The sequence below is a fragment of the Streptococcus infantis genome (assembly GCF_047460685.1).
GTDB lineage: Bacteria > Bacillota > Bacilli > Lactobacillales > Streptococcaceae > Streptococcus > Streptococcus infantis_AD.
Genome location: NZ_JASHFS010000006.1, coordinates 1 through 25,860 on the forward strand (window position 1 = coordinate 1; position 25,860 = coordinate 25,860).

Annotated in this window: 21 protein-coding genes, 1 pseudogene and 1 riboswitch; all 22 genes and pseudogenes read left to right on the plus strand. The window is 39.1% G+C overall.

The features are described from left to right. Positions 1–96 (plus strand): IS3 family transposase (locus tag QM917_RS03715; RefSeq protein ID WP_414267217.1); only part of this gene is annotated, 96 nt, incomplete at its 5' end. Between the two features lie 154 nt (positions 97–250). Further along, positions 251–1,327: an aspartate-semialdehyde dehydrogenase gene (locus QM917_RS03720; protein ID WP_414284881.1), complete on the plus strand. Its 1,077-nt coding sequence runs from the start codon at positions 251–253 to the stop codon at positions 1,325–1,327. 50 nt (positions 1,328–1,377) lie between these two features. Beyond that, complete coding sequence (dapA, locus tag QM917_RS03725; RefSeq protein WP_414284883.1) at positions 1,378–2,313, plus strand: 4-hydroxy-tetrahydrodipicolinate synthase; 936 nt, start codon at positions 1,378–1,380, stop codon at positions 2,311–2,313. Between the two features lie 100 nt (positions 2,314–2,413). Beyond that, positions 2,414–3,277, plus strand: coding sequence for a DNA-processing protein DprA (gene dprA / locus QM917_RS03730; protein ID WP_414284885.1), 864 nt, complete (start codon positions 2,414–2,416; stop codon positions 3,275–3,277). A 118-nt stretch (positions 3,278–3,395) separates the two neighbouring features. Beyond that, positions 3,396–5,483 carry a type I DNA topoisomerase gene (gene topA, locus QM917_RS03735; protein ID WP_414284887.1) on the plus strand — a complete coding sequence of 696 codons (2,088 nt, stop codon included), beginning with the start codon at positions 3,396–3,398 and terminating at the stop codon, positions 5,481–5,483. A 255-nt stretch (positions 5,484–5,738) separates the two neighbouring features. Next, positions 5,739–6,098, plus strand: coding sequence for a YbaN family protein (locus QM917_RS03740; RefSeq protein WP_045763427.1), 360 nt, complete (start codon positions 5,739–5,741; stop codon positions 6,096–6,098). A 93-nt stretch (positions 6,099–6,191) separates the two neighbouring features. Then, positions 6,192–6,824, plus strand: a complete 633-nt coding sequence (locus QM917_RS03745; protein WP_414284889.1) for a copper homeostasis protein CutC — start codon at positions 6,192–6,194, stop codon at positions 6,822–6,824. A gap of 43 nt (positions 6,825–6,867) precedes the next feature. Continuing rightward, entirely contained in the window at positions 6,868–7,524 is a 657-nt protein-coding gene (locus tag QM917_RS03750; protein ID WP_414284891.1) for an MmcQ/YjbR family DNA-binding protein, read from the plus strand. A 314-nt stretch (positions 7,525–7,838) separates the two neighbouring features. Then, on the plus strand, positions 7,839–9,401 hold the full coding sequence (locus QM917_RS03755) for a 2-isopropylmalate synthase (RefSeq protein WP_414284893.1): 1,563 nt from the start codon (positions 7,839–7,841) through the stop codon (positions 9,399–9,401). A gap of 11 nt (positions 9,402–9,412) precedes the next feature. Then, complete coding sequence (gene leuB / locus QM917_RS03760) at positions 9,413–10,450, plus strand: 3-isopropylmalate dehydrogenase (RefSeq protein WP_414284895.1); 1,038 nt, start codon at positions 9,413–9,415, stop codon at positions 10,448–10,450. Beyond that, on the plus strand, positions 10,447–10,716 hold the full coding sequence (locus QM917_RS03765; RefSeq protein WP_414284897.1) for a DUF1294 domain-containing protein: 270 nt from the start codon (positions 10,447–10,449) through the stop codon (positions 10,714–10,716). The genes leuB and QM917_RS03765 overlap by 4 nt, the downstream gene beginning before the upstream one ends. A 3-nt stretch (positions 10,717–10,719) precedes the next feature. Beyond that, on the plus strand, positions 10,720–12,102 hold the full coding sequence (gene leuC, locus QM917_RS03770) for a 3-isopropylmalate dehydratase large subunit (RefSeq protein ID WP_414284898.1): 1,383 nt from the start codon (positions 10,720–10,722) through the stop codon (positions 12,100–12,102). 9 nt (positions 12,103–12,111) lie between these two features. Then, positions 12,112–12,705: a 3-isopropylmalate dehydratase small subunit gene (gene leuD, locus QM917_RS03775; protein ID WP_414284900.1), complete on the plus strand. Its 594-nt coding sequence runs from the start codon at positions 12,112–12,114 to the stop codon at positions 12,703–12,705. A 29-nt stretch (positions 12,706–12,734) separates the two neighbouring features. Then, entirely contained in the window at positions 12,735–13,514 is a 780-nt protein-coding gene (locus tag QM917_RS03780) for an L-threonylcarbamoyladenylate synthase (protein ID WP_000160505.1), read from the plus strand. Positions 13,515–13,724: 210 nt separating this feature from the next. Next, a pseudogene (locus QM917_RS03785) lies at positions 13,725–15,736 on the plus strand (McrB family protein). After that, complete coding sequence (locus tag QM917_RS03790) at positions 15,720–17,051, plus strand: McrC family protein (RefSeq protein ID WP_414284902.1); 1,332 nt, start codon at positions 15,720–15,722, stop codon at positions 17,049–17,051. The pseudogene QM917_RS03785 and the gene QM917_RS03790 overlap by 17 nt, the downstream one beginning before the upstream one ends. A gap of 170 nt (positions 17,052–17,221) precedes the next feature. After that, positions 17,222–18,205, plus strand: coding sequence for a GMP reductase (gene guaC, locus QM917_RS03795; protein ID WP_414284904.1), 984 nt, complete (start codon positions 17,222–17,224; stop codon positions 18,203–18,205). Further along, positions 18,198–18,294, plus strand: a riboswitch (purine riboswitch). (Overlaps the previous gene by 8 nt.) Before the next feature lie 76 nt (positions 18,295–18,370). Beyond that, entirely contained in the window at positions 18,371–18,952 is a 582-nt protein-coding gene (locus QM917_RS03800) for a xanthine phosphoribosyltransferase (protein ID WP_414276687.1), read from the plus strand. Further along, complete coding sequence (locus QM917_RS03805; RefSeq protein ID WP_414284906.1) at positions 18,952–20,211, plus strand: nucleobase:cation symporter-2 family protein; 1,260 nt, start codon at positions 18,952–18,954, stop codon at positions 20,209–20,211. The genes QM917_RS03800 and QM917_RS03805 overlap by 1 nt, the downstream gene beginning before the upstream one ends. Positions 20,212–20,304: 93 nt before the next feature. Next, on the plus strand, positions 20,305–22,263 hold the full coding sequence (gene ligA, locus QM917_RS03810) for an NAD-dependent DNA ligase LigA (RefSeq protein ID WP_414284908.1): 1,959 nt from the start codon (positions 20,305–20,307) through the stop codon (positions 22,261–22,263). Between the two features lie 3 nt (positions 22,264–22,266). Then, positions 22,267–23,199 (plus strand): diacylglycerol kinase family lipid kinase, encoded by a 933-nt coding sequence (locus tag QM917_RS03815; RefSeq protein WP_414284909.1) that lies wholly within the window; start codon positions 22,267–22,269, stop codon positions 23,197–23,199. Positions 23,200–23,249: 50 nt separating this feature from the next. Next, a complete protein-coding gene (gene pulA, locus QM917_RS03820) occupies positions 23,250–25,532 on the plus strand; it encodes a type I pullulanase (protein ID WP_414284911.1) in 2,283 nt (760 codons plus the stop codon). Positions 25,533–25,860: the final 328 nt, after the last annotated feature.

The following is a 25,860-nucleotide window of genomic DNA, read 5'->3' on the forward strand; positions in this document are numbered from 1 at the left end:
ATTGTAGACTATATTGATTACTACAACAACAAACGAATTAAGGTAAAACTAAAAGGACTTAGTCCTGTACAATACAGAATTAAATCCTTTGCTTAAATTAATTGTCTAACTTTTTGGGGTCAGTACATTAGCGAACCTTTTTCTTGTCAATTTCAGAAAATAGATAGGAAAAAGACTTTTCAATTTTGGTAAAAAGTAGTATAATGTTTCTATTATAGAAATTTTTAGAAAATTCCGAAAGAGGTTTGTTATGGGATACACAGTTGCTGTTGTCGGCGCTACAGGTGCCGTTGGTGCTCAAATGATCAAAATGTTGGAAGAATCAACTCTTCCTATCGATAAGATTCGTTACCTTGCGTCTGCACGTTCTGCAGGAAAGATTTTGCAATTCAAAGGTCAAGATGTGACCATCGAAGAAACAACAGAAGACGCTTTTGAAGGGGTTGATATTGCTCTTTTCTCAGCTGGTGGATCAACTTCTGCAAAATATGCACCTTATGCTGTTAAGGCAGGCGCAGTCGTCGTAGATAACACTTCTTATTTCCGTCAAAATCCAGATGTACCATTGGTTGTTCCTGAAGTGAATGCCCACGCCCTTGATGCTCACAACGGAATTATCTCTTGTCCTAACTGTTCAACAATTCAAATGATGGTGGCTCTTGAGCCCGTTCGTCAAAAATGGGGATTGGACCGTATTATCGTTTCAACTTACCAAGCTGTTTCAGGTGCTGGTATGGGAGCAATTCTTGAAACTCAACGTGAGCTTCGTGAAGTCTTGAATGATGGCGTGAATCCACGTGATTTGCATGCGGAAATCTTGCCTTCAGGTGGCGATAAGAAACACTATCCAATTGCTTTTAATGCCCTTCCTCAAATCGATGTCTTCACTGATAATGACTACACTTACGAAGAAATGAAGATGACCAATGAAACCAAGAAGATCATGGAAGACGATAGCATTGCCGTATCAGCAACATGTGTACGTATTCCAGTTTTGTCAGCTCACTCTGAGTCAGTCTATATTGAAACAAAAGAAGTAGCACCAATTGAAGAAGTGAAAGCTGCTATTGCTGCATTCCCAGGTGCAGTTCTTGAAGATGATGTTGCTCACCAAATCTATCCTCAAGCAGTTAATGCTGTTGGTTCACGTGATACTTTCGTTGGACGTATCCGTAAAGATTTGGATGCAGAAAAAGGTATCCACATGTGGGTAGTATCTGATAACCTTCTTAAAGGTGCCGCTTGGAACTCAGTACAAATTGCAGAAACACTTCACGAACGTGGATTGGTTCGTCCAACAGCTGAATTAAAATTTGAATTGAAATAATGTGTAGGAGTTCTTTTGAACTCCTTCTTTAAAATAGAGAGGTGTTTTGTATGTCTTATCAAGATTTAAAAGATTGTAAAATTATCACGGCCTTTATTACTCCTTTTCATGAAGATGGCTCTATCAATTTCGATGCCATTCCAAAGTTGATTGAACATTTATTAGCACATCATACAGATGGAATTCTCCTAGCAGGAACAACTGCTGAGAGTCCGACTCTAACTCACGATGAGGAGTTGCAGTTGTTTGCGGCTGTTCAAAAGGTTGTCAACGGACGAGTTCCTTTAATCGCTGGTGTTGGTACCAATGATACACGTGACTCTATTGAGTTTGTCAAAGAGGTAGCAGAGTTTGGCGGTTTTGCGGCTGGTCTTGCGATTGTTCCTTACTATAATAAACCATCCCAAGAAGGTATGTATCAGCACTTTAAAGCCATTGCAGATGCCTCTGATTTGCCAATTATCATCTATAACATTCCAGGTCGTGTAGTTGTCGAAATGACTCCTGATACCTTACTTCGTTTGGCGGAACATCCAAACATTATCGGTGTCAAAGAATGTACCAGTCTTGCCAATATGGCTTACTTGATTGAGCATAAACCAGATGAATTCTTGGTGTACACTGGTGAGGATGGTGATGCTTTTCATGCTATGAACCTTGGTGCAGACGGAGTTATCTCTGTTGCTTCCCATACAAATGGAGATGAGATGCATGAAATGTTTACTGCAATCGAAGAAAGTGATATGAAGAAAGCGGCAGCTATTCAACGTAAATTTATTCCTAAAGTCAACGCTCTCTTCTCTTACCCAAGTCCAGCACCTGTTAAGGCAGTACTCAACTATATGGGATTCGAAGCTGGGCCAACTCGTCTACCTTTGGTTCCTGCGCCTGAAGAGGATGCTAAACGCATTATCAAGGTTGTTATTGATGGGGATTACGAAGCAACCAAGGCAACTGTCACTGGAGTCCTTCGTCCTGATTACTAAGATAACTAATATAAAAAACTTTCTAAACAAGTAAAATTGTTGGGAAGTTTTTTTCTTTTTCTACGAATAAATAGATAGAGAGAAAAACAAGGAGTCTATCATGAAAATTAAGATTGATAATTTTGAGATTTATAAGTTAAAACAAGCAGGTCTGAGTAATCAACAAGTTCTAAAGGTTCTTCAATATGGAGAAATTTATGATCAGGAATTGACTTTAGAGACCATAGCAGAAGCATCTGAATGTCGTAATCCCATTCTCTTTATGGAACGATACCACAAACTAAGCCTTGAGAGTATGGATCGTTTAAAGAGAGATTTTGAGAAATTTCCATCATTTTCCATTTTAGATGATGTCTACCCTTTTGCCCTTTGTGAAATCTACGACGCACCAGTTCTGCTTTTCTATAAGGGGGATATAAACTTATTAAAGTTGCCCAAAATTGCGGTTGTTGGAAGTCGCACTTGTAGTCAGTCAGGTACAAAATCAGTCCGTAAGGTTGTTCAAGAATTGGAGAATGAACTAGTCATTGTCAGTGGTCTTGCTAGGGGAATTGATACGGCAGCGCATATGTCTATTCTTCAAAGTGGCGGAAAAACTATTGCTGTCATTGGTACTGGCTTAGATGTCTACTATCCTAGATCGAATAAACGTTTGCAGGACTACATCGGTCAACATCACTTGCTCCTCAGTGAATATGGGCCTGGTGAAGAACCTTTGAAATACCATTTTCCAGCAAGAAATCGGATTATAGCAGGGTTATGTAGGGGGGTAATCGTTGCAGAAGCTAAGATGCGTTCAGGAAGTTTGATTACATGTGAACGATCTATGGAAGAAGGAAGAGATGTCTTTGCCATTCCAGGTAGTATTCTAGATGGACGTTCAGATGGTTGTCATCATTTGGTACAAGAGGGGGCAAAGCTGGTTACAAGTGGTCAAGATGTCTTGACAGAATTTGAATTTTAGAAGTCTATAAGATTTCAATAATCAAACTTTTCTTCTATATATAGTAGTTAAGTCTTGACAGGTCTCTAAAAATGGTTTACACTTTATAAAGTTTATTACTTTGAAAAGGTGTGATACTGTGGCTACGGCAACAAAGAAGAAAAAATCAACAGTTAAAAAAAATCTAGTAATCGTGGAGTCGCCTGCAAAGGCTAAAACGATTGAAAAATATTTGGGTAGAAACTATAAAGTTTTAGCAAGTGTCGGTCATATCCGTGATTTGAAAAAATCCAGTATGTCGGTCGATTTTGAGAATAACTACGAGCCCCAATATATCAATATTCGCGGAAAAGGTCCTCTCATCAATGACTTGAAAAAAGAAGCTAAAAAATCCAATAAAGTCTTCCTCGCAAGTGACCCGGACCGTGAAGGAGAAGCTATTTCTTGGCATTTGGCTCATATTTTGAATCTAGATGAGAATGATGCTAACCGTGTTGTTTTCAATGAGATTACAAAAGATGCGGTAAAAAATGCCTTTAAAGAACCTCGTAAGATTGACATGGATTTGGTGGATGCCCAACAAGCCCGTCGTGTCTTGGACCGCTTGGTAGGTTATTCAATTTCACCAATTTTATGGAAAAAGGTTAAGAAGGGCTTATCAGCAGGGCGTGTTCAGTCTGTTGCTCTCAAGTTAATCATTGACCGTGAAAATGATATCAATGCTTTTCAACCGGAAGAATATTGGACGATTGATGGAGTCTTCAAAAAGGGGACTAAGCAATTCCAAGCATCCTTCTATGGAATGAATGGCAAGAAGATGAAATTGACAAGCAATGAAGAGGTCAAAGAAGTCTTGTCTCATCTATCCAGCAAAGACTTTACAGTTGATCAGGTAGATAAAAAAGAACGCAAGCGTAACGCTCCACTCCCTTATACTACCTCAACTATGCAGATGGATGCAGCTAATAAAATCAATTTCCGTACTCGAAAGACCATGATGGTTGCCCAGCAACTCTATGAAGGGATTAATATTGGTACGGGCGTCCAAGGTTTGATTACCTATATGCGTACAGACTCGACTCGTATCAGTCCAGTTGCTCAAAATGAAGCTGCAAACTACATTAATGAACGTTTTGGCAGTAAATATTCTAAACATGGCAGCAAGGTAAAGAATGCGACTGGTGCACAGGATGCCCATGAGGCTATCCGCCCATCAAGTGTCTTTAACACGCCAGAAAAAATTGCTAAGTATTTGGATAAAGACCAACTTAAGCTTTATACCCTTATCTGGAATCGCTTTGTAGCGAGTCAGATGACGGGTGCTATCTTTGATACCATGGCTGTGAAGCTCTCTCAAAATGGAGTTCAGTTTGCAGCGAATGGTAGTCAGGTTAAATTTGATGGTTACTTGGCCATTTACAATGATTCAGATAAGAATAAGATGTTGCCGGATATGGCAGTTGGTGATGTCGTCAAGCAGGTCAATAGTAAACCTGAGCAGCACTTCACTCAACCGCCAGCACGTTATTCGGAAGCGACACTGATTAAGACTTTGGAAGAAAATGGTGTTGGGCGTCCATCAACTTATGCACCCACTATTGAAACCATTCAAAAGCGCTATTATGTGCGTTTAGCAGCCAAGCGTTTTGAACCGACAGAATTGGGAGAAATTGTTAACAAGCTCATCGTTGAATATTTCCCTGATATCGTCAATGTAACCTTTACAGCTGAAATGGAAGGTAAACTGGATGATGTCGAAGTTGGAAAAGAGCAGTGGCAACGAGTCATTGATGAATTTTATAAACCCTTCTCTAAAGAGGTTGCCAAAGCCGAAGAGGAAATGGAAAAAATCCAAATCAAGGATGAGCCAGCAGGATTTGATTGTGAAGAGTGTGGCAGTCCGATGGTCATTAAACTTGGTCGTTTTGGTAAGTTCTATGCTTGTAGCAATTTCCCAGATTGCCGTCATACACAGGCTATCGTTAAAGAGATTGGAGTCGAATGTCCAAGCTGTCATCAAGGACAAATTATTGAACGAAAAACCAAGCGTAATCGTATCTTCTATGGTTGCAATCGCTATCCAGAGTGTGAATTCACTTCTTGGGACAAGCCTGTTGGCCGAGATTGTCCAAAATGTGGTAACTTCCTCATGGAGAAAAAAGTCCGTGGTGGCGGTAAGCAGATCGTTTGTAGCAATGGTGATTACGAAGAAGAAAAAATCAAATAAAATGAGTCCTGAAAGTAAATTTCAGGCTCTTTTTAGTAAAGGCTTGACAAAATTCATCATTGTATGTGAAACTAGAAGAAGATTATTTTATACTCAATGAAAATCAAAGAGCAAACTAGGAAGCTAGCCGCAGGCTGCTCAAAGCACTGCTTTGAGGTTGTAGATAGAACTGACGAAGTCAGTAACATATATACGGTAAGGCGACGCTGACGTGGTTTGAATTTAATTTTCGAAGAGTATTAACTAGGAGAAGTTATGCGTATTATCTATCTGATTATTGGATTTCTGTCATTAGCTCTGGCTATTGTTGGAGTTGTCTTGCCCTTGTTGCCCACGACTCCTTTTCTTTTGTTGTCTATTGCTTGTTTTTCGAGAAGTTCCAAGCGTTTTGAAGATTGGCTTTATCATACCAAACTTTATCAGACTTACGTGGCGGACTTTCGTGAGACCAAGTCTATTGCGCGTGAACGTAAGAAAAAAATTATTGTATCGATTTATATCTTGATGGGAATTTCCATTTATTTTGCTCCTCTTTTACCAGTCAAAATCGGTTTGGGATGTTTAACCATCTTTATCACCTACTATCTTTTCAAGGTTATTCCTGATAAAGAATAACTTTAATAAGTAACGATTTTCCTTGATAAAAACAAAAACATATTCGAAATAATATGATATAATAAATTTAAAGTAATCTTCAAGGAGAATCAAATGATTTACGAATTTTGTGCTGAAAATGTAACCTTGCTTGAAAAAGCTATGCAGGCAGGAGCTCGTCGCATCGAGCTTTGTGACAATCTAGCAGTTGGTGGAACAACTCCAAGCTACGGAGTGACTAAGGCAGCTGTGGAACTGGCTACCGACTACGATACGACCATTATGACTATGATTCGACCACGTGGTGGTGATTTTGTCTACAATGATTTAGAAATTGCCATCATGCTTGAGGATATTCGTCTAACTGCTCAGGCAGGTAGCCAAGGGGTCGTCTTCGGTGCCTTAACAGCAGATAAGAAATTGGATAAGGCCAATCTTGAAAAGTTGATTGCTGCATCTAAAGGTATGGAAATTGTTTTCCATATGGCTTTTGATGAATTGAGCGACCAAGATCAGTTGGAAGCTATTGATTGGCTTAGCCAAGCTGGAGTGACACGCATTCTGACTCGTGCTGGTGTATCTGGCGACTCGTTAGAGAAACGTTTTGCTCACTATCATAGAATTCTAGAACACGCTGCAGGAAAAATTGAAATTTTACCTGGTGGAGGGATTGACATGGACAACCGTCAAACCTTTATTGACCAACTGGGCGTGACACAATTACATGGAACTAAGGTCGTCTTTTAAAAAATAGAAAGGAACTGCTAGCTTTTGGTAGCAGTTTTCACTTATGTTTGAAATTTTTAAAGCTTATCAGTTTAATAGTAAAAAAGCTAAAGAGTATGGATTTGTAGAAAATCAAGGCGTATGGAACCATAGTTCGACTATCTTGCACGGAGATTTTTTCATGATAGTTACAGTTGAGGATGGAGACTTAAGTTTTCAAGTTTATGACCAAGAAACTGGCGATCTTTATCCTCAAGTTCATATTGCAAGTATGAGAGGTACGTTTGTTGGAACTGTTCGAGAGGCTTGTTTAGAAGTTCTTTATGAAATCCGAAAGTCTTGTTTTGATGTGCAGGATTTTATCTATCCTCAGACCAAGAGAATCATGACTCGTGTTCAAGAAAAGTATGAAAATCAATTAGAATACTTATGGGAGAAATCTCCTGATACTGCGATTTTACGCCATGAAAATAATCAGAAGTGGTATGCGGTTCTTATGAAGATTTCTTGGGATAAGCTTGAAAAGGGTAGAGAAGGATTAGTGGAAGCAGTCAATCTCAAACATGATCAAGTATCTGATTTGTTGGTAAAAAAAGGGATTTATCCAGCCTTTCATATGAATAAGCGCTACTGGATTAGTGTGCCACTGGATGATAGTTTATCAGATGAAGAGATGCTAGAATTGATCGAAAAAAGTTGGAACTTGACCTTGAAAAAGTAATTATATTTACTTGATTTTTCAAATACTTTCAATTAGCAAAATATTCTTTACTGAAGAAATTTTCAGAAAATATTGGATTTTTTCTTGACATGTGTTTTTTCCTATGCTAAAATACTAAACAAGATATCAAACGAAGGAGAAAGTCAAACATGAAAACAGCTAAGTTTAATCAATTTGCTTTGTTGTTGAGGTACTCGGGCTAGTGCAAAAGCATTAGTCCTGTTTGGCTTACCAAGCGGGAGTAAATCAACATCTCGCTTGGAACTCCGAGCGAGATGTTTTTTTTAAACCAAATTTAGAAAAGGGGAAATCTTATGAGAACAGTTGAATTTCTAGATACTAGCCTTCGAGATGGTGAGCAGACACCAGGTGTTAATTTTTCTATTAAGGAAAAGATTGCCATTGCAAGACAACTGGAAAAATGGGGAATTTCGGCCATTGAAGCTGGTTTTCCAGCAGCTAGTCCTGACTCATTTACTGCAGTTCAGGAAATTGCAAAAGTCTTGAAGAAAACAGCGGTGACTGGTTTAGCTCGCTCTGTTAAATCAGATATTGACGCTTGTTATGAAGCACTTAAGGATGCTAAGTATCCACAAATCCATGTTTTTATCGCTACTAGTCCTATCCATCGTGAATTTAAGTTGAATAAAAGCAAAGAGGAAATTTTGGAAGCTATTAAAGAGCATGTTTCCTATGCACGTTGTAAATTTGAAGTGGTAGAATTCTCTCCTGAAGATGCGACTAGAACTGAGCTGGACTTTCTCCTACAAGTCGTTCAAACAGCGGTAGACGCAGGGGCAACCTATATCAATATTCCTGACACGGTTGGTTTTACCACACCCGAGGAATATGGGAATATCTTCAAGTATCTGATTGACAATGTTAAAACCGACCGTCAGATTATCTATTCGCCTCACTGTCACGATGACCTTGGAATGGCAGTTGCAAATAGCCTTGCTGCTGTTAAAAATGGGGCAGGGCGTGTTGAAGGAACCATTAATGGTATTGGAGAAAGAGCTGGGAATGCTGCTTTAGAAGAAATAGCAGTGGCTCTCAATATTCGCCAAGATTACTACCAAGCAGAGACAAGTATCGTCCTAAACGAAACGATTAATACATCCGAAATGGTTTCTCGCTTCTCAGGAATTCCAGTTCCTAAAAATAAGGCAGTTGTCGGTGGGAATGCCTTCTCTCATGAATCAGGCATTCACCAAGACGGTGTTCTTAAAAATCCTCTCACTTATGAAATCATTACACCTGAATTGGTTGGTGCCAAGAGTAATAGTCTTCCACTGGGTAAATTGTCTGGTCGCCATGCTTTTGTTGAGAAACTAAGAGATTTGGCTCTAGACTTTACAGACGAAGATATCAAGCCACTCTTTGCTAAGTTCAAGGCCTTAGCAGATAAGAAGCAAGAAATCACAGATGCTGATATTCGAGCTCTGGTAGCTGGCACCATGGTTGAAAATCCAGAAGGCTTCCACTTTGATGACTTGCAACTTCAAACCCATTCTGAAAATGACATTGAAGCGACAGTTAGATTAGCTAATTTTGATGGTGAGAAAGTTGAATTTAATGCAGCAGGTCAAGGTTCTGTTGAAGCTATCTTCAATGCTATTGATAAATTCTTTAATCAATCTGTTCGCTTGGTATCCTATACGATTGATGCGGTAACTGATGGGATTGATGCCCAGGCACGTGTATTGGTCACTGTTGAAAACAGAGATACAGAGACTATCTTTAACGCAGCTGGACTTGATTTCGATGTGTTGAAGGCTTCGGCTATTGCCTACATTAATGCCAATACCTTTGTTCAGAAAGAGAATGCTGGTGAGATGGGAACAACAGTTTCCTATCGCGACATGCCTAGCGTGTAAAGGAGAAAGCTATGACAAGAAAAATAGTTGCCCTAGCAGGTGATGGTATCGGACCTGAAATCATGGAAGCTGGTTTAGAAGTTCTAGCATCTATATCTGAAAAAACAGGTTTTGACTATGAGATTGACAGACGACCTTTCGGAGGTGCAGGTATTGATGCTGCAGGACATCCCTTGCCAGACGAAACGCTCAAGGCTTCTAGAGAAGCGGATGCTATTCTCCTAGCAGCTATCGGTAGTCCTCAGTATGATGATGCTCCAGTTAGACCTGAACAAGGCTTGCTGGCTCTTCGTAAGGAACTCAATCTCTATGCTAATATTCGTCCGGTAAAAATCTTTGAGAGTCTCAAGCATTTGTCACCTCTGAAGCCAGAACGAATAACTGGTGTTGACTTTGTAGTAGTACGTGAGTTGACAGGCGGTATTTACTTTGGTGATCATATCCTTGAAGAGCGCAAAGCTCGTGATATCAACGACTACAGTTATGAGGAAGTGGAGCGGATTATTCGCAAGGCCTTTGAAACCGCAAGAAGTCGGAGAAAAATAGTTACCAGTATCGATAAGCAAAATGTTTTGGCAACATCAAAACTATGGCGGAGAGTTGCTGATGAAGTCGTAAAAGATTTTCCAGATGTAACCTTGGAGCATCAGCTGGTTGACTCAGCTGCCATGCTCATGATTACAAATCCAGCCAAGTTTGATGTTATCGTGACAGAGAATCTTTTCGGAGATATCTTATCTGATGAATCAAGCGTTCTATCTGGTACACTCGGGGTTATGCCATCAGCCAGCCACTCTGAAGATGGTCCTAGTCTCTATGAACCGATTCACGGTTCGGCACCTGATATTGCAGGCCAAGGAATTGCCAATCCTATTTCCATGATTTTATCAGTCGCTATGATGTTGCGAGACAGCTTTGGACGTTATGAGGATGCGCAGCGTATCGAACATGCTGTAGAAGAAACTTTAGCTGCTGGCATTTTAACGAGAGATATAGGAGGACAGGCTTCGACTAAGGAAATGACAGAAGCCATTATCGCAAGAATATGAAACTAAACGAAGAAATTACTTTTGCTCTCTTGATTTGGAATCTTTTGACTTTTATCATCTATGGCATTGACAAATTTAAGGCAAGAAGAGATGCTTGGCGCATCCCTGAAAAATATTTATTATTATTTGCATTCTTATGTGGTGGTTTTGGTGCTTGGTTGGCAGGTATTACCTTTCACCACAAGACTAGAAAATGGTATTTTAAAACGGTTTGGTTCCTAGGAATAGTGACTACACTAGTAACTTTGTATTTGATATGGAGGTAATGGATGGCAGGAAAATCAATTTTTGATAAATTATGGGACCTCCATGTGATTACAGGAGAAGAAGGGCAGCCTCAACTCATGTATGTAGATCAGCACTATATTCACGAGGTGACCAGTCCTCAAGCTTTTCAAGGATTGCGAGATGCAGGACGTAGATTGAGACGACCCGATTTAACATTTGGAACCTTTGACCACAATGTCCCGACAGTCAATATCTACGATATTCGAGATGTGATTTCTAAGGCACAAATTGATAAGCTTGCTGAAAATGTTGAGGAATTCGGGATTGAACATGCGGCCCATGGTTCTGAAAAACAGGGCATCGTTCACATGGTTGGTCCAGAAACAGGAAGAACACAACCTGGGAAATTCATTGTCTGTGGAGATAGCCATACAGCTACCCACGGAGCTTTTGGAGCGATTGCCTTCGGAATTGGAACCAGTGAGGTCGAGCACGTATTTGCAACCCAAACCATTTGGCAAGTTAAGCCCAAGAAAATGTTGGTAGAATTTACTGGTGTCCCTAAAAAAGGAGTCTATGCCAAAGATTTCATTCTGGTCTTGATTGCCAAATACGGTGTTGCTTGTGGTGTTGGCTACGTGGTGGAGTATCGAGGTCAGGCTATTGATGCACTGAGCATGGAAGAGCGAATGACCATCTGCAATATGTCCATTGAGTTTGGCTCTAAGATGGGAATTATGAATCCAGATCAGAGGACTTATGATTATTTGAAGGGTCGAGAGTGTGTTCCCAAGGATTTTGATGCGGCAGTAGCTGATTGGAAAAGGCTTGTTAGCGACGACGATGCCGTTTATGACAAGGTTATCCGAATGGATGTCTCAGACCTAGCTCCTATGGTGACTTGGGGAACCAATCCTGCTATGGGTGTTGACTTTGATAGTAGCTTCCCAGAAATAAAGGATATGAATGATGAACGTGCTTATCATTACATGGATTTACAACCAGGTCAGAAACCAGCAGATATCCAACTAGGCTATGTCTTTATTGGCTCTTGTACAAATGCTCGGCTCAGTGACTTGCAACTGGCTGCTCGATTTGTAGAAGGGAAGAAGATCGCACCAAATTTGACGGCTATCGTGGTACCTGGTTCTCGACCAGTCAAGCGAGCTGCTGAAAAGTTGGGCTTGGATAAGGTTTTCCAAGATGCTGGTTTTGAGTGGAGAGACCCAGGTTGCTCCATGTGCCTAGGAATGAATCCTGACAAAGTACCAGATGGTGTTCACTGTGCCTCAACCAGTAATCGCAACTTTGAAGACAGACAAGGTTTTGGTGCTAAAACACACCTCTGCAGTCCAGCCATGGCAGCAGCAGCAGCTATTGCAGGGCGCTTCGTAGATGTTCGACAAATGCCAGAAGCCCAGTAAGGAGAGGATATGGAAAAATTTACTGTTTATACAGGAACGACTGTTCCTCTTATGAATGATAATATTGACACCGACCAAATTCTTCCCAAACAGTTTCTGAAATTGATTGACAAGAAAGGTTTTGGTAAATATCTCATGTATGCTTGGCGTTATCTGGACGATAAGTACACTGAGGATCCAGACTTTGTCTTTAACCGACCAGAATATCGCAAGGCGAGTATTCTCATCACAGGAGATAACTTTGGGGCTGGTTCCTCTAGGGAACACGCTGCTTGGGCACTAGCAGACTATGGCTTTAAGGTCGTGATTGCAGGATCTTTTGGAGATATTCATTACAATAATGAACTCAATAATGGTATGTTACCCATTGTTCAACCTAGGGAAGTTAGAGAAAAACTCGCCCAGCTCCAACCAACTGACCAAGTGACGGTTGACTTGGAACAACAAATAATCATCTCACCAGTCGGAGAATTCTCCTTTGAAATTGATAGCGAATGGAAACACAAGCTCTTAAATGGTTTGGATGATATCGGTATTACTTTGCAGTATGAAGACTTGATTGCTGCTTATGAGAAACAACGACCAGCCTACTGGCAGGATTAGAAGAAAAAAATAGAAAAGGAAATAGAACTATGACAAAACACATTCAATGGAACGGAACACTTTCACAAGAAGGCTATGATATTTTAAAAGGTGAGGGCGGTTGTATTGTTTGCCCTACTAAAGTTGGTTACATCATCATGACTAGCGATAAGGCTGGTCTTGAACGTAAGTTTGAAGCCAAAGAACGTAACCGTAATAAACCTGGTGTGGTTCTCTGTGGGAGCATGGATGAGCTTCGCGCCTTAGCACAACTCAACCCAGAAATTGAAGCCTTCTACCAAAAACATTGGGATGAAGATATTCTTCTTGGTTGTATCCTTCCTTGGAAACCAGAAGCCTTTGAAAAATTGAAAGCATATGGTGATGGTCGCGAAGAACTCATGACTGACGTGCGTGGAACGAGCTGTTTCGTTATCAAGTTTGGTAAAGCTGGTGAACAATTGGCTGCCAAGCTTTGGGAAGAAGGCAAGATGGTATATGCCTCATCAGCTAACCCATCTGGAAAAGGAAACCGCGGTAAGGTGGAAGGTATCGGAGAACGAATCGAAGGAGCAGTGGACCTTGTCATTGAAGCAGACGACTATGTGGCATCTATCCAACCTGACAAAACGATTGAAACTCGCTACGAGCAAGGTGTGATGGTGTCTATGGTGGATAAAGACGGCAAATTGATTCCAGAACAAGGCGGAGCACGCTCAACTTCACCAGCCCCAGTTGTGATTCGTAAAGGGCTTGACATTGATAAGATTATGATGCACCTGTCAGATACCTTTAACTCATGGGACTACCGTCAGGGAGAGTATTATTAAGATAAAAAGAGTCTAGTGTTATGAGGTAATAAAGCTCTCTACACTAGGCTTTTTCTTTAGAAATTCTTTTCATTTTTTGATAGATATGATATGCTAGATGCAGAATATATTAATAGAATGTAGTTTCGTTCAAAGTAAAATATCTTACTTTGAACGAAACAAATATAATTTAAGTCTAACAATAAATTTTTAATAAGCAAGGAAAACACAATGGTTTCAAAACAAACTTTCATTGACAGGATAAAAAAAGAATTCCCAGATGCAATTGAAAATCAAACAAAAAGTTATATTTCTTTTCAGGTTAAAAATAGGAAAGGGAAGTTACAAAATTTTATAGAGATTAATTTTCAAAATAAAGGAATAAAGATTGCCGTTCTCTCTAAGAGTCTTCATGACTCAGATATTTTGTTGTTTAATAAGAAGCCTGATTCATTCGGTTGGACACTTGATGCTGAGTATTTTATTGAGGATGAAAATTCATTAAATGAGATTTTACCTTTTATAAATAAATCTTATGAATTTGTAAAAAGTGGAATTAAATCAGAGTGTTATAAAGACTTCAAAGAATTTTTGTCTAAATTTGTGAATCAAGCAAATATCTATAATTCAAAAGATATAGAAATTAAACGTTCTCAAAAATTAGATGGAGCTGAACATATTTACCCTGCTCTGACTATTGAGGGTATTCCGTACAAAGTTGAAATGCTTAACACAGGTCATTTTGGTCCAAAGAGTGGTAATGGATATATTAAATCACCTTACTTTGGTTATCGGCTGAGTGACATGGATAACTCATGGATAAATATAAGGTGTGGTTTTCAGAGATTTAAACTCACAGAATTTAAAATAGTAAAATGGTATAGTAATAATCGAGATGAAGATTTAGATTATAAATACTTTGTCAAGGACTTAGAGTTGGAATCAACTGCTGAACCTAACGATATTTTAAAAGAGTTTTATGATAATTTCACTAGTTTTTATAGAGAATCAGAAAAGGAAGAGATAAACATGTCAGAAAATATCAACGAGTATAAGAATATATTATTACGATCCAAAAACCTCATCCTCCGAGGTGCACCGGGTACAGGTAAAACCTATCTTGCTAAAGAAATTGCCAAAGAATTAACGGATGGCAACGAAGACCAAATCGGATTTGTACAGTTTCACCCTTCCTATGATTATACGGATTTTGTTGAGGGTTTAAGACCGGTTTTGTTGAGGGTTTAAGACCGGATTCAAATGAGGATGGCAGTATATTTTTTAAATTAAAAGAAGGTATTTTTAAGAAGTTTTGTCAGAATGCTATAGATTCTAAGAAGATTGGAGGTCAAGATAATTTTGATGAAGCTTGGGATCTTTATCTTGAGTATGTAAATAACAGAGATGAAAAAGAATATTTGACAGAATTTTCCTATCTAACAGTAAATAGTCGAAATAATTTTAATATCAATTATGAAACTAAAGCCCAAGGAACTGTCTTAACAAAATCTTATGTTTATGAACTATATAAAGATAAAAACTATCTGAAACAGCCCTATTATCATAACCAAGGAAAAAAAGTCCTTGAAACTTTAAAGAAAAGATTTGGTTTGAAAGACTATATTTCTCCAGAAGATGTTGAAACAGACAAGAATTTTGTCTTCATCATCGATGAGATCAATCGTGGGGAGATTTCTAAGATTTTTGGCGAACTCTTTTTCTCTATCGACCCTGGATATCGTGGTGAAAAGGGAAGTGTTTCTACTCAGTATGCTAACTTACACAAGACTGATGACAAGTTCTATATTCCAGAGAATGTCTATATCATTGGAACCATGAATGATATTGACCGTTCAGTTGATACCTTTGATTTTGCTATGCGTCGTCGTTTCCGTTTTGTTGAAGTTACTGCTGAAAGCCAACTATACATCCTAGATGAGGAACTAGGTGAGCATGCTGAAGAAGCTAAAAATCGTCTAAGAAGCTTGAATGCTGCTATCGAGAACGTTCAGGAGCTAAACAGTCATTATCATATCGGTCCAAGTTATTTCCGTAATTTAAAAGAATTGGATTATGATTATGAATTACTCTGGTCTGATTATCTCAAACCACTTTTAGAAGATTATGTACGAGGTTCTTATGAAGAATCTGAAACTCTGGAAACATTGAAAAAAGCATTTGATCTTACAAATAACGAGCAAATAGAACCCCAAGATACTGGTGATAATGATGCGGATAACTGATAATCAGCATAAAATTGTTAAAGAAGACTTTGTCGCAGAATATCCCAAACTTAGTCAAGCGCTCCGTGATAGAACACTAGATAACCTATCTCGAGAGGACAATATTTTTATTTTTCCAAATGATTTGATGAATTCTCCTGATTTAGACAAGGACCAAAAGATTTTGGAAACAGTTAATCAGGAAATCAAGACAGGAAACGTGATTGGTTTTCTTGGATATGGTCAGGAAAGATTAACGCTTTCCTCTCGTTTTTCTGATGGAAGTAACGACCACTTTTTGCATTATCTCTTACAAAAGGTACTCAATATCAATCTGACTAGTTTGGATGTTGGTTTATCTCCTGCAGACAAACTCTATCAACTCTTGGTTTACCTCTTTCCCAAGTATCTGCAAGCTGCTCTCCGAAAAGGTCTCTATAAGGAATACCAGAGATTTTCTCATAATGACAGTCATGTAAAGGGAGTGATAGATGTTGGAAATCATCTTAAAAGAAATGTTCCTTTCACGGGAAATATTGCCTACACAACGAGAGAGTTCACTTATGATAATCCCCTCATGCAGCTGATCCGTCATACAATTGAATACATGAAGAATCAGAGAAGCATAGGGGGAGGAGTTCTTGATAATTTATTAACAAGTCGAGAAAATGTCTCTGAAATTATTCGTGTAACCCCATCTTATAAACTAGCTGATCGTGCTAAGATTATCCGACTAAATCAAACCAAGCCTCTTCGTCATGCATACTTTCGAGAGTATAGAAAATTGCAAGAGCTTTGTCTGATGATATTAAACAGAGAAAAGCACGGTTTAGGATACCAAGAGCAAAAAATCCATGGTATTCTTTTTGATGTTGCCTGGCTTTGGGAAGAGTATGTTTATACCTTGTTGCCAAAAGATTTCATCCATCCACGAAATAAGGATAAGACGGACGGTGTTTCTGTATTTTCTGATCGTAAACGAAAAGTTTTCCCAGATTTTTATAACAGAGAACTAAGGACAGTTTTAGATGCTAAATATAAAAGACTAGAATTTACTGAAAAAGGAATTAACCGTGAGGACTTGTTCCAGCTGATTTCTTATTCTTATATTTTAAAAGCTGATCAGGCTGGGCTTGTTTTTCCAAGCAAGGAAAAGGTAGTTGATAATGAGATAGGCAAGTTAGCAGGCTATGGAGCCCTGTTGAAGAAATGGTCTATTCAAATACCTGGACAAGCCGAAAGTTATCAAGATTTTGTCAAGAAGATTGAATCCTTTGAAAAAGTCTTTATCGAAAATCTAGGTAAGTGTTTGAAAGGTAAGACAAATACAGGGTGAATGTCTACTTATTATCTAAATCAAGAATTATAAACACGAACATTATTTGTTTTCGGTCATTACAATTGACAAAAAACGGACATTATTGTAAACTTGTTAGAGTAATTGTCTGGAAAAGACGAGGCTATTCCTAACTTTAGGAAGGTCTAAACAAGAGAAATGAGAGAAATATGTTAAACGAATTTCCGATCTTTGACTATGAAGATATTCAGCTAATCCCTAACAAGTGTGTTCTTCAAAGTCGTGCAGAGGCTGACACGCAGGTAACTTTAGGGAAGCATACCTTTAAGTTGCCAGTTGTTCCTTCCAATATGCAAACAATCCTAGATGAAAATGTTGCTGAACAACTTGCTAAGGGTGGATATTTCTATATTATGCATCGTTTTGATGAAGAAGGACGCATTCCTTTTGTCAAACGTATGCACGATCAGGGCTTAATTGCTTCAATCTCGGTAGGTGTTAAAGACTACGAGTATGATTTTGTGAGTCAATTAAAGGAAGATGCTCCAGAGTACATCACCATTGATATTGCTCATGGTCATGCTGATAGCGTTATTTCAATGATTCAGCACATCAAGAAAGAATTACCTGATACTTTTGTCATCGCTGGTAATGTTGGAACTCCAGAAGCTGTGCGTGAACTTGAAAATGCTGGTGCAGATGCTACTAAGGTCGGAATCGGTCCAGGTAAGGTTTGTATTACTAAGGTCAAAACTGGTTTTGGTACTGGAGGTTGGCAGTTAGCAGCCCTTCGCTGGTGTGCTAAGGCTGCGCGTAAACCGATTATTGCCGATGGTGGTATTCGTACACATGGTGATATCGCCAAATCAATCCGCTTTGGTGCAAGTATGGTTATGATTGGTTCACTGTTTGCAGGGCATATCGAAAGTCCTGGTAAAACAGTTGAAGTTGACGGCAAACAATTCAAAGAATACTATGGTTCAGCTTCAGAATACCAAAAAGGTGCCTATAAGAATGTCGAAGGTAAGAAAATCCTTCTTCCTGCCAAAGGACATTTGCAAGATACCTTGACTGAGATGGAACAGGATTTGCAAAGTTCGATTTCTTATGCTGGAGGTCGAAAAGTAGCAGATCTCAGACATGTGGATTATGTGATTGTGAAGAACTCTATCTGGAATGGAGATGCTCACTAAAAATATGATTACTTATTTATGCCGCGAATTGGCGTGGCGTTTCTACAAGGTACCGTAAATACCTAACAATGAGTAAGCTGCAGAGATATAAGGATAGGTGTTGAATCTATTTCTTTGTTTCCCAGAGGCTTACTTGGTAAGTCTCTTTTTATTTCGGAGGTTATTGTGAAATTATTAGAAGAACGAATTTTAAAGGACGGAAACGTTCTTGGTGAGAATATTCTTAAGGTGGATTCTTTCTTGACCCACCAAGTTGATTATTCCTTGATGCGCGAGATTGGTCGCACCTTTGCAGAACATTTTAAAAATGCTGGTATTACCAAAGTAGTGACGATTGAAGCGTCAGGGATTGCCCCAGCCTTATATGTGGCTGAACAGTTAGATGTTCCCATGATTTTTGCTAAGAAGGCAAAAAATATTACTATGAATGAAGGAATTTTGACTGCTGAGGTTTATTCTTTCACGAAACAAGTAACAAGTACCGTATCTATTGCAGGTAAGTTCTTATCTCCTCAAGATAAAGTATTGATTATCGATGATTTTTTGGCTAATGGTCAAGCAGCTAAAGGTTTGATTCAGATCATTGAACAGGCTGGTGCTAGAGTTGAAGCTATCGGAATTGTGATTGAAAAATCTTTCCAAGATGGTCGTGAACTGCTAGAAAAATCAGGTCATCAAGTAGTATCACTCGCGCGATTAGAGCGTTTTGAAAATGGAAAAGTTATCTTCAAGGAGGCAGATATCTAATGAAGCAACAGGAAAACCACTCACAGGCAGCCGTTCTTGGTTTGCAACATTTGTTAGCCATGTACTCAGGTTCAATCCTAGTACCAATCATGATTGCAAGTGCTTTAGGGTATTCAGCTCAACAGTTGACCTACCTTATTTCAACAGATATCTTTATGTGTGGGGTTGCAACTCTTTTACAATTGCAACTAAATAAACATTTTGGTGTCGGTTTGCCTATTGTTCTTGGGGTAGCCTTCCAGTCTGTTGCTCCTCTTATCATGATCGGTCAGAGTCATGGTAGCGGTGCTATGTTCGGAGCTTTGATTGCTTCAGGGATTTATGTTATCCTGATTTCAGGTATCTTCTCTAAGGTTGCCAATCTTTTCCCTGCAATTGTAACTGGTTCTGTTATCACAACAATCGGATTGACCTTGATTCCAGTTGCCATCGGAAATATGGGTAATAATGTTGAAAAACCTACTGGACAAAGTTTGGCATTAGCAACAATCACTATTCTTATCATTCTCTTGGTTAATATCTTTACAAAAGGATTTATTAAGTCAATTTCTATTTTGATTGGTTTGATTGCAGGTACTATCATCGCTGCAACAATGGGCTTGGTTGATTTCTCTCCGGTAGCAGAAGCTCCACTCGTTCATATCCCAACTCCATTCTACTTCGGTGCTCCACAATTTGAGATTTCTTCTATTGTAATGATGTGTATCATCGCTACTGTATCTATGGTAGAATCAACTGGTGTGTATCTTGCCCTTTCTGATATTACTAAAGATCCAATCGATAGCACTCGTCTTCGTAATGGTTATCGCGCTGAAGGTCTTGCTGTCTTACTTGGTGGACTTTTCAATACCTTCCCTTATACAGGATTTTCACAAAACGTAGGTTTGGTGAAACTTTCAGGTATTCGTACTCGTTTACCAATCTACTACGCAGCTGGTTTCCTTATCTTGCTCGGTCTCTTACCTAAGTTTGGTGCCTTGGCACAGATTATTCCAAGCCCTGTTCTTGGTGGAGCTATGCTCGTCATGTTTGGTTTTGTATCTCTCCAAGGGATGCAAATCTTGGCGCGTGTAGACTTCGAACATAATGAACACAACTTCTTCATTGCAGCAGTTTCTATCTCTGCTGGGGTGGGATTAAACGGAAGCAATCTCTTCAATACTTTACCGACTGAATTACAAATGTTCTTCTCAAATGGTATTGTCATTGCAAGTACAGTAGCCATCGTCTTGAATGCTATTTTGAATCGTAAAAAATAAAAATAAATGAGAAGCGATAGAAATATCCTTCTCATTTTCTTTTTTAGAGCTTCTGTATTGTTTATAGAGTCCTTTTTATGGTAAAATGGTTCTATGAATGAAAGAATGAAAGAGCTCGTTAAACTGCTCAATCGCTATGCGACAGAGTATTATACAAGTGATAATCCATCTGTATCTGATAGTGAGTATGACCGTCTTTATCGTGAATTGGTAGAGTTAGAAAAAGCTCATCCTGAACAAGTCTTGCCAGAAAGTCCGACACATCGTGTTGGTGGAAAGATTCTTGATGGGTTTGAGAAATATAGTCATCAGTATCCTCTTTATAGTTTGCAGGATGCTTTTTCACGTGAAGAACTCGACGCCTTTGATGCGCGTGTTCGTAAAGAATTGGATGATGTCACTTATATTTGTGAGTTGAAGATTGATGGTTTATCGATTTCCTTGACTTATGAGCAGGGAATTTTTGTTACTGGGGCAACTCGAGGTGATGGCTCCATCGGTGAAAACATCACTGAAAATCTTAAACGAGTGAAAGACATTCCTTTATCATTACCAGAAAAATTAGATATTACTGTTCGTGGTGAATGTTATATGCCGAGAGCTTCTTTTGACCGGGTCAATCAATCTCGTCAAGAAAATGGGGAGCCAGAATTTGCCAACCCAAGAAATGCGGCTGCAGGAACACTTCGTCAGTTAGATACAGCAGTAGTAGCCAAACGTAATCTTGCAACCTTCCTTTATCAGGAAGCTAGTCCTTCAACTCGGGATAGTCAAGAGAAGGTTTTGAAACATTTAGAACAATTAGGCTTTGTGGTTAATCAAAGACGTCTATTAGCTCATAGTATGGATGAGGTTTGGACGTTTATTCAAGAAATTGGTCAAGAAAGAGATCAGTTGCCTTATGATATCGATGGAGTTGTGATTAAGGTCAATGATCTAGCTGGTCAGGAGCAACTAGGATTTACAGTCAAAGCACCTAAGTGGGCAGTCGCTTATAAATTCCCAGCAGAAGAAAAAGAAGCGAAACTTCTTTCTGTTGACTGGACTGTTGGCCGTACAGGAGTTGTGACTCCGACTGCTAATCTTACTCCAGTGCAACTTGCAGGTACAACTGTAAGTCGTGCAACCCTTCATAATGTTGACTATATCGCTGAAAAGGATATCCGTAAGGATGACACAGTCATTGTCTATAAGGCAGGGGATATTATTCCTGCTGTTTTACGCGTGGTGGAATCAAAACGTATATCTGAAGAAAAACTCGACATTCCAACAAATTGTCCAAGTTGTGACAGTAAGCTTTTACATTTTGAAGATGAGGTTGCCCTTCGTTGTATCAATCCGCGATGCCCTGCTCAAATCAAGGAAGGCTTGACGCACTTCGCATCGCGTGATGCTATGAATATTTCTGGCCTTGGTCCATCAATCGTTGAGAAACTATTTGCAGCCGATTTGGTTAAGGATGTTGCAGATATTTATCATTTGACTGTGGAAGATTTGCTCTTGCTAGATGGTATCAAGGAAAAATCTGCTCAAAAGCTCTACCAGGCTATTCAAGCATCCAAAGAAAATTCTGCGGAAAAACTCTTGTTTGGTTTGGGGATTCGTCATGTAGGAAGTAAGGCAAGTCAGTTACTTTTACAAAACTTCCACTCAATCGAATCACTAGCACAAGCTAATCCTGAAGAAATTGCAAGTATCGAAAGTTTGGGAAGTGTCATTGCCCAAAGCCTTCAGACCTATTTTGCTACAGAGGGTTCTGCAATTCTTTTAAGGGAATTGAAAGAATCAGGTGTTAATCTAGACTACAAAGGACAGACAGTTGCAGCAAATGCAGCCTTGTCTGGTTTAACTGTCGTATTGACAGGAAAGCTAGATCGTTTGAATCGCTCAGAAGCTAAAAATAAATTAGAAAGTCTAGGAGCCAAGGTTACTGGTAGTGTGTCGAAAAAAACAGACCTTGTTGTAGCAGGAGCAGATGCAGGAAGCAAGCTCAAAAAAGCACAAGAACTGGGAATAGAGATTCGTGATGAAGCTTGGCTTGAGAGTTTGTAAGCTATGAAAGAAGTAAAAAAACGCGCACGTCTCATTTATAATCCGACCTCAGGCCAGGAAATTATCAAGCAAAATATCGCAGAAGTTCTAGAAGTGTTAGAGAGTATAGGCTATGAAACAAGTGCTTTTCAGACCAAACCTGAATACTTATCAGCCCAGAAAGAAGCAGAAAGAGCTGCAAAAGCTGGATTTGATTTGGTTTTGGTAGCTGGTGGCGATGGTACTATCAATGAAGTGGTTAATGGAATTGCACCTCTGGAACATCGTCCAAAGATAGCCATCATTCCTACTGGAACTACCAATGACTATGCAAGAGCATTGAAAATCCCTATGGGGGATCCAGTTGCTGCAGCCAAGATCATTGCTAAAAATGAAACCAAGCAAATTGATATTGGTCGTGCCTTTGGTGATAAGTATTTCATCAATATTGCTGCGGCAGGAGCTCTTACGGAGTTAACTTTTAGTGTTCCGAGTGAACTAAAGACGCGTTTGGGTTATCTGGCCTACGTTGCTAAAGGCTTCGAGATGTTTCCAAAATCCAAAGCCCGTCCTGTTCGTATTTACCATGATTGGGGAATTTTTACAGGAGAAGTTTCTCTTGTCTTTGTTGCCTTGACCAATTCTATTGGTGGATTTGAGCAATTTGCACCTGATACCAAACTGGATGATGGCAATTTCACGCTTATTCTAGTAAAGACGGATAAAATACTAGATATGTTGAGTCTGCTAGTTCAGGCCATGAACGGAGGCCAACACGTTTCAGATATCAATGTTGAATATCTGAAAACTAGTAAACTCCGAATTGAAACTTTGGATCATGAAGAGCCTTTTATGCTCAATCTTGATGGAGAATACGGTGGCGACACACCAGTAGATTTGGAAGTGTGCCATAATCACATTGAATTTTTTGTGAATCGTGAGGCACTTGATCAATAAATTATTAGTCACATATAAAATCAAATTTAATTTAGAAATTAGGAAGAACCATGTACAATTATCCTGTACTTATTCATTATCATCGTAAGGATGAAGCCTACGAGGCTTGCAGTTTCAGCAAAAATCCTCTAGATTCATCAGAGCTTATCAAAGAAGAAGAATATTTTGGAGCTAAATTCTCACTGACTCAATCGAGTGTAGTAGCTCTTGAGACCATGATTTTTACTGTTGAAAAAGATGGTGTCAGCAAAGAATATCCTATTCGCTTCAATTACTATCCACTTTTGACAGAGGTTTGGATTTTGGATGGAGATGATACAGTTTATTATTCTGAAAATCCAGCTATTGCCAGTTCCCACTATAAAGATCAAAATCCTTTTGCCTTCGACAAGGCAATTAATAGTGCTAGTTTTGACCACCACTGGGGTTATCAAGGAGAGTTGGGATGTCAAGTTTCTGAAACTGAAACAAGATTTAGCCTATGGGCACCAACAGCTACTTCTGTCCAAGTAGTAGTCTATGAATCTGCAAGTAACGACGCACCTATCCTTAAAACCTTTGAAATGGAGCGAGGAAATAGTTATTCCTATAGCCACAAGTATAATACCATTGGTGTTTGGAGTTTAACAGTTCCAGAAAACCTAGCAGGTCGTGCTTACCACTACCAAATTGACTTTCCTCATCACCAGTCATTAACTCGTGATCCATATACAATAGCGACAAGTCCTGATGGAAAACGTTCAGCCATTGTCTCAAACCAAGAACGTCAGGTCGAAGGTTTTGAGGTTAAGCATGGTACAGAAGCAACTTGGCGTTTGGAAAATCCTTGCCAGGCAGTTGTGTATGAAATGCATATCCGTGATTTGACTAAGTCTGAAACATCTGGTGTTGCGCTAGAATTAAGAGGAACCTTCTTAGGCGCAGCTCAAACTGGAACAGTTAACCAATATGGTCAATCGACTGCGTTTGATTACATCAAAGAACTTGGTGTCAACTATGTTCAGTTGCAACCAATTGCTGACCGTCATAAAGAATACGATGCTGATGGAAATGTAACTTATAACTGGGGATATGATCCACAAAACTACAATGCTCCAGAAACTAGCATGTCTACAAATCCAAATGATCCAGGTCAAGCTATCCGTGATTTGAAAGCCATGGTCCAAGCTTATCACGATGCTGGTATCGGTGTTATTATGGACGTTGTTTACAATCATACCTTCTCAACCGTTGATGCACCATTCCAAACAACGGTTCCTGATTATTACTATCGAATGAACCATGATGGAACCTACCAAAATGGAACAGGAGTCGGTAACGAAACTGCCAGTGAGCATGAAATGTTCCGTAAATATATGATTGATTCTCTTCTCTACTGGGTAAAAGAATACAATATTGACGGATTCCGCTTTGACTTGATGGGAATTCACGATGTTAAAACCATGCAGATGATTCGTTGGGCTATGGACGAAGTCGATCCGAAAATCATCCTGTATGGAGAAGGTTGGGATATGGGAACAGGTCTTGCTCCTTATGACAAGGCTAAGAAAGACAATGCCTACCAGTTGCCAAACATTGGATTCTTTAATGATAATCAACGTGATGCGGTCAAAGGTTGTGAAGTCTATGGCTCTATCAAATCTGGCTTCATCAGTGGAGCAGGTACTGAGCCGATCCTCGCAAAGGCTATTCTTGGAAGTCGTGAGCTGGGTTCTTATCTTAGCCCCAATCAGGTTCTTAACTACGTAGAAGCCCACGATAACTATAATTTACATGATTTACTTAAAACACTTCATCCGATGGAGAGTGATAAACGCATCATGAAGAAAGTAGAAACAGCAACGGCTATGAACCTCCTCATGCAAGGGATGGCCTTCATGGAACTGGGGCAAGAGTTTGGCCGTACTAAACTCGTAGCTACAGGCGAAAATGGAGAGTTGACTCACGCAGATCGTGAGCGAGCAATGAACAGTTACAATGCTCCTGATAGCGTCAACCAAGTTAACTGGGATTTGATCAATGAGCGTCAAGATAGCATCGAGTTTGTCCGTCAGATTATCCGTCTTAAAACACAAACCAGTGCCTTTTCATACCCTACCTATGAAGAAGTCTACCGTCATGTATTTGTTCATACAGCCATTGAAAATAGTGGTTGGATTGTCTACGAGATTCATGGTGGCGAAGAGCACTTCTTGGTTGTATTCAATGCCAAAGGAGCTTCATATTACTATGAAAATGCAGGAAACCTTGAAATGCTAGTTACAAATAGCCGTTCTAACCAAGAAAATGCTATTGACGATGTCAGTGTGGCAGTTATGAATGTTTTATCCTAAAAAATGAACCAAAACTCAAGATTTATGCTTGAGTTTTTTATATTTCTAGACATAAAAATAAAAATGGAACAATTACTAAAAATAGTTGAAAATTTCAGAAAATTTGGTAAAATTATATAAAAAGAGTTATCTACGAATATTATATTACCGAAATCTAAAAACGTTCAGTTTTTAATCGAGTTATTTTATATATAAATAATGAGAGTTATTTTTGTAATAGTAGCTAATAGAAAATTCCATCGCTTATTATCATTTATGAAAATTTTAGAAATGTTAAGATAACTATATGAAGATTTTCGAAAAAAATTTTAGGAGAATTCGGAAATTA